Below are 5,714 nucleotides of genomic sequence, written 5' to 3' on the forward strand. Positions count from 1 at the left end.
GTGTTCTCGCTGGATTCGGTGATCACCGCCGTCGGCATGGTCTCCCATGTGCCGGTGATGGTCGCGGCAATCGTCGTTGCCGTGCTGGTGATGATGGCGGCCTCGGGCAAGATCAGCGAATTCATCGACAAGCACCCGTCGCTGAAGATGCTGGCGCTGTCGTTCCTGCTGGTGGTCGGTACCGTACTGATCGCCGAAGCGTTCGATGTGCATGTACCAAAAGGCTACGTGTACTTCGCCATGGCGTTCTCGCTGGCGGTGGAAGCGATCAACATCAAGATGCGCACCGCGATCGCCAGGAAGAAAAAACAGCAGGACCCGGTGAAGCTGCGCAAGGATGTGCCGGGGCAGTAACCCGGTAATCTGAATCACGCAACCCCCCTGTGGGAGCGAGCCTGCTCGCGAAGACGGAGTGTCAGTCGACAACAATGTTGACTGACCCAGCGCTTTCGCGAGCAGGCTCGCTCCCACAGTTTTTGTGCATTCAGGCAGGGGGGACGAGGTTGTGCAGCACCCGGTTCACCGCCAGTTCGCCAAGCATGATTACCTGCTGAATGCCGAGCAGAGAATTGCGCTGTGGCCCGTCGATGAACCCGGCCAGATCACTGGCCATGATGCTCGCCGACGCCAGTGATTCGCAGGCATGCACCAACAGGGTTTCGTTATCGACCTTGGGGTCGATGAGGAAAATCGTGCTGGGTTTGCGCACCGGCTCACAGGCTTTCTTGAGCGTGGGGTCGAGGTAGAAATCGATGGCCCGGTCGGCCGCCTCTTTCATCTTCTGGGTGTCGGTAGCCGGATCGGTGTCCGGTGGGTTGGGTGTCACTTTGAACATATTGACTAGCTCCTCAAATGAAGCCGCCATCGTTCTCTACTAAAAGAATGGAGGCGGCTGTGCGCAGGTTAGTAGACCGGGGAGCTAGCTTTACCGGCGCACCCGAGGGTGCCCTGCGCACAACCACCATCGAGTGCAGGAAAGCGAAACCTGACTGAACGGTACTTGTGCACAACACTAGCAACCCGGGCTACTAATCCCGACCACTGATGAGCAGTGGCAAGCAAACGATAGAGACCGGCCCCAAGGCGCACAAGCCGGCGGATTCTGGCGTAGCCGTAGGCAACGGCGCAAGGTTTTGTAGCCTTCCGGACGTAACACGGCGTGTGCATAAACACCCTGCAAAATCCGCGTTTAACCTCTTCAGGATCTGACACAAAACCTGTGGGAGCGAGCCTGCTCGCGAAGGCGTCATCTCAGTTAAAAAATAGCCTGCCTGACCCACCGCATCGCGAGCAGGCTCGCTCCCACAGTGGCACATCGCAACCCTTTGAGACGGAATTCAAAGGTTGACGCCCCAAGCTTCGCTCGCTAGCTTCCCCGCTCGCCCAAACGACAAACAAGGAGTGTTCATGTCTGGAAAACCCGCCGCACGCGTCACGGACCCGACCACCTGCCCGCTTCCCGGCCATGGCACCAACCCGATTGCCAGTGGCTCCGGCGACGTCTTTTTCAACGGCCTTGCCGCCGCCCGCCTCGGTGACACCTGCACCTGCGGCCAAGCCCTCAATGGCGCCTTTTCCGCGACGGTATTTATCAACGGCAAAAACGCCATGACCCTCGACAGTACCGCCAGCCATGGCGGCGTGGTGATTGGCGGCTCCGGCGACGTCATCATTGGCAGTTCGCACACACCCGCGCCCTTCATCCCGCCGCTGCCGATCATTGGCCAGCCGCTGGTGGAGTTCAAAGCCGTCAGCGCCGGCAACGGCGAACCCATCGCCGAACAAGGCTACGAAATCGAAACCGCCGAAGGCCGCATCGTCAAAGGCCAGACCAATGAAAAAGGCATGACCCAAAGCGTCGCCACCCTGCAACCCGATCTCGCCATCGTGCGCTGGACAGTCTGAGACTCAAGGAAGAAGCAATGACCGGACAATGCATCGCTCCAGACGACCTGGACATGAAAAAGCTTTGGGACAGCACCTGCGAACTGCCCACCTGCAAACGCGAAACCAGCACCGCCGGCCCCAATCCGAAAACCCGCGTCGAAGTCCCGCTGCTGACCTGCAACTGCCTATGGCGGCGCTTCCAGAAAGAAGCCGAAGACTGGGTCGCCCCCGGCGGCGTGCTCATCGCCGACCCTCAGGCACGCAACCGCAAAATCAACGCCGCGTACGCGCAGTTGTGGCTGGCGGATAACCGATTTCAGTGGGCGGGGCTGGCGGCGTTTGCATCGAAGCAGGTGGGGTGTGGCTTGATCCACGCCACCAAACTGCAAACTGCCATTGCTGCGCAGAAAGCAGCGCTGGAAAAGCTGCGCAACGCCCCATCGGAAACCTTGTTCGAAGGCTTCGGATTCAAATTCAGCAGAACCAATCCTGAGGTTGAGGAGGAACTTGAGAAAGCCCGAGCGGCAAACCCGATGCCGACCGAGGACATCACTATCGGCGACAACCCACGCTCAGTGGTTCAGCAGCAGCTGGATTATGTGTATGAGATGTTGGCGCTAGGTAATACATCGCTGTTTCTGGACGTTTATCCGTTGCACCGGTTTTTTATGGTGCGGGGGTACAAGGAAATGGAGAAGTGTCTGAAGAGCCGGCGCGAGATCGCGAAAGATGTGATTTGGCCGATTGCGAAGAAGGTAGAGTTTGGCGCTGATAATCCTGAGATTTACGCGACCTTCAAAGCCATTGATCAAGGAAACATCTCAGGTAGCGTTGAGCAAATGGCGCTCCATGAACAAGTCAACATTCTTCAGCCCGCGATGTACGACGAAACCCACTTTGCCCTGTTGATGCGAGGGACACATGGGGGGGACGTAATTTCGGTTGTGACTGGATTGTTGCCGGGCGCTGCCGAAGAGATCCAACTCACTCTCGCTAGTCAATGTAAAGCGCCTGACAATCGAAAAGTCGCTTTTGGCAGCAATCCCCTGGCTAACCTTGCCGATAAGGATCAGCGAATGGAGTTTGTTCTGCGCGCTGCTACTCAATTTAACGAACTGCTTAAACAGCCGTCCTCTCGGGCAAAACTTGAGCAATCCATCCGCGAGATTGCAGCCGGCGGGGGAGTAAAGTGATGCGTAAGCGCAGTTTTTACATCACTGCTGTCGTCGTATTAGGAGCTATCGCGTTAACACTCTATTTGGGAAGAGGTCCGCATCAAATTTCCTTCCACATTGGAAAAACATATGACGAGGTCGTGCGCGACTCATCATTTCCTGTAACAGATAAAACTGCCATCTATCCTAGTGATCCCCCTCACCCGAGTTCGACTTGGATCAGTAGCCCAGTAATTATCACTTTCGATGACGAACAACACGGGTTCACGCTGCCCGTCACAAAATTCGGTGCAATTGGCTGGTCTGACTTCAAAGCAATCACCCTTTCTACGTCACCAATGCTGGAGACGTTGCCGTTCGAGCAAGCAGTGAATCTGCTGGGTGAGCTGCAGCAGATGTTCAAAAAGGCAGGTTGGTCGCCAGAAGCTGTTGAAGGGAATGATTGGCTCAAGACTGAAACCGAAGAAGATAAGACGCGTCTCCAGGCCAAGCTTTTTGATCAATTAGATGGTGTCATTCTGTTGATCCCCCATAAGTACAGCCTGTTTCTCCACATCAAATGCTATGCACGTTGCGACGAGCGAAATCCCGAAACGGCCAAATATTTGATTGATGTAGGTTTTGGTGAAGACCATTTCAGCGATTGACCCGGCAAAGCCGCAAACCCTGTGTGAGCTGGCAAGCCTGCTCCACAGGGGAATCGGGGATTTTCAAGTCAGGTGAATAAATCCATTTACATGACACTTTTGTTTCAATCCGCACTTTAGCTGTGCAATGCTGGCGCCCAGTCCGTTAGCCGACTACAGCTTAAGTACAAGACGTAGAAACCGCGCGGTGCCGTCCACTTGCCCCTCTGGGGCGCTGCTACTACAGGGGGTCTGCATGCTCACCCTGCTCAATTTGCTGTCTGCCGTGGCCCTGCTGATCTGGGGTACGCATATCGTCCGAACCGGCATCCTGCGGGTGTACGGCACCAATCTGCGCCATGTGATCGGCCAGAACATGTCCAGACGCTGGCTCGCGTTCGTCGCCGGCATCGTCGTCACCGCGATGGTGCAGAGCAGCAACGCCACGGCCATGCTCGTCACTTCATTTGTCGGTCAGGGCCTGATGGCGCTGACCCCGGCGCTGGCGACCATGCTTGGTGCCGACGTTGGTACCGCGCTGATGGCGCGGGTGCTGACCTTTGACTTGTCGTGGCTGTCGCCGTTGCTGATTTTCCTCGGGGTGATTTTCTTTCTGTCGCGCAAACAGACGCGCCTCGGGCAGATGGGCCGGGTCAGCATCGGTCTGGGGCTGATTATTCTCGCCCTGCAACTGATCGTCGAAGCTGCCGCGCCGATCACCCACGCCCAAGGTGTGAAGGTGATCTTCGCTTCGCTGACCGGCGACATCCTCCTCGACGCCCTGGTTGGTGCGTTGTTCGCGATGATTTCCTATTCCAGCCTCGCCGCTGTGCTGCTGACCGCGACGCTGGCCGGCGCCAGCGTGATCAGCCTGCCTGTGGCGATCGGCCTGGTGATCGGCGCCAACATCGGCAGTGGCGTGCTGGCGTTCATGAGCACCAGCATGCAGAACGCAGCAGGCCGACAAGTGGCGCTGGGCAGCCTGCTTTACAAGCTGATCGGTCTGCTGCTGATCATCCCGGTGCTCGATCCGCTGGTGCACTGGATGGACGGGCTCGACTTCAGCCCGCAGGAAATGGTCATCGGGTTTCACCTGCTCTATAACACCGCGCGCTGCCTGATCCTGCTGCCCAGCGTCGCCCCGATGGCGCGGCTGTGCGCCTGGTTGCTGCCGGAGCGCCCGGAAGTCAACGGCACCGCCAAGCCGCGTCACCTTGATTTGACGGCACTGTCGACACCTAGCCTGGCGCTGGCCAACGCGGCCCGCGAGACTCTGCGCATGGGCGATCTGATCGACAACATGCTCGACGCGATGCTCGATGTGTTGCGTGGCAAGCAGACCGCCGTGACCCAGGAGATGCGTCGTCTGACTGATGACGTCGAAGCGCTGTACAGCGCGATCAAGCTGTACCTGGCGCAAATGCCCCGCGAAGATCTCGGCGAGCAGGACAGTCGGCGCTGGGCGGAGACCATCGAACTGGCGATCAACCTGAAACTGGCCAGCGACTTGATTGAACGCATGCTGCGCAAGGTGCAGCAGCAGAAGACTTCCCAGCGTCGGTCGTTTTCCGAAGAAGGCCTGGAGGATCTGGCCGGGTTGCATCAGCAACTGATCGCCAACTTGCGCCTGGGCCTGTCGGTGTTCCTCAGCGGTGACAAGGAAAGCGCCCGTCAGCTGTTGCGCGAGAAACGTCGCTTTCGCGCACAGGAACGGCGTCTGGCCCACGCCCATGTCAGCCGTTTGCAACGTAAGATCGTGCAGAGTCTGGAAACCAGTTCGCTGCACCTGGAGCTGATTGCGGATATGAAGCGCTTGAATTCGCTGTTCTGCAGCAGTGCTTATGTGGTGCTGGAAACGGCGGATACCGGGGCGCTGGAAGCAGACGATATGGTAGACATTACGCATTCGCCTTGAACGTCTGGGGCTGGGGTCAGTCAGTAACTCAGAGTTCAGCTTCACGGACGCCTTCGCTGGCAAGCCAGCTCCCACAGGGTTTTGTGAGCGCCGCAAATCCTTGTGGGAGCT

Annotated in this window: 6 protein-coding genes; 5 read left to right on the forward strand and 1 reads right to left on the reverse strand. The window is 57.8% G+C overall.

Annotated features, from left to right (window positions below; translation table 11 throughout):
- A partial coding sequence (locus HT737_RS15905; RefSeq protein ID WP_374011178.1) for a TerC family protein occupies positions 1 to 354 on the forward strand: 354 nt, incomplete at its 5' end.
- 130 nt (positions 355 to 484) lie between these two features.
- On the opposite strand, the gene HT737_RS15910 is transcribed toward HT737_RS15905, so the two are convergent.
- On the reverse strand, positions 485 to 835 hold the full coding sequence (locus tag HT737_RS15910; RefSeq protein ID WP_095667919.1) for a DUF6124 family protein: 351 nt from the start codon (positions 833 to 835) through the stop codon (positions 485 to 487).
- 572 nt (positions 836 to 1,407) lie between these two features.
- Here HT737_RS15910 and HT737_RS15915 point away from each other — a divergent pair.
- The 4 genes from HT737_RS15915 to HT737_RS15930 all read left to right on the forward strand — a co-directional run bounded on the left by HT737_RS15915 (position 1,408) and on the right by HT737_RS15930 (position 5,603).
- Positions 1,408 to 1,905: a PAAR domain-containing protein gene (locus HT737_RS15915; RefSeq protein ID WP_007962705.1), complete on the forward strand. Its 498-nt coding sequence runs from the start codon at positions 1,408 to 1,410 to the stop codon at positions 1,903 to 1,905.
- A 17-nt stretch (positions 1,906 to 1,922) separates the two neighbouring features.
- Positions 1,923 to 3,080, forward strand: coding sequence for a DUF2515 family protein (locus tag HT737_RS15920; RefSeq protein WP_182403221.1), 1,158 nt, complete (start codon positions 1,923 to 1,925; stop codon positions 3,078 to 3,080).
- The gene (locus HT737_RS15925) at positions 3,080 to 3,709 is read left to right on the forward strand and encodes a hypothetical protein (RefSeq protein WP_182403223.1); all 630 of its coding nucleotides are present in this window, start codon (positions 3,080 to 3,082) and stop codon (positions 3,707 to 3,709) included. The genes HT737_RS15920 and HT737_RS15925 overlap by 1 nt, the downstream gene beginning before the upstream one ends.
- A 235-nt stretch (positions 3,710 to 3,944) precedes the next feature.
- The gene (locus tag HT737_RS15930; RefSeq protein WP_047297440.1) at positions 3,945 to 5,603 is read left to right on the forward strand and encodes a Na/Pi cotransporter family protein; all 1,659 of its coding nucleotides are present in this window, start codon (positions 3,945 to 3,947) and stop codon (positions 5,601 to 5,603) included.
- Positions 5,604 to 5,714 lie beyond the last annotated feature (111 nt).

The sequence above is a fragment of the Pseudomonas sp. MD195_PC81_125 genome, assembly GCF_014060985.1.
Taxonomy (GTDB): Bacteria; Pseudomonadota; Gammaproteobacteria; order Pseudomonadales; family Pseudomonadaceae; genus Aquipseudomonas; species Aquipseudomonas parakoreensis.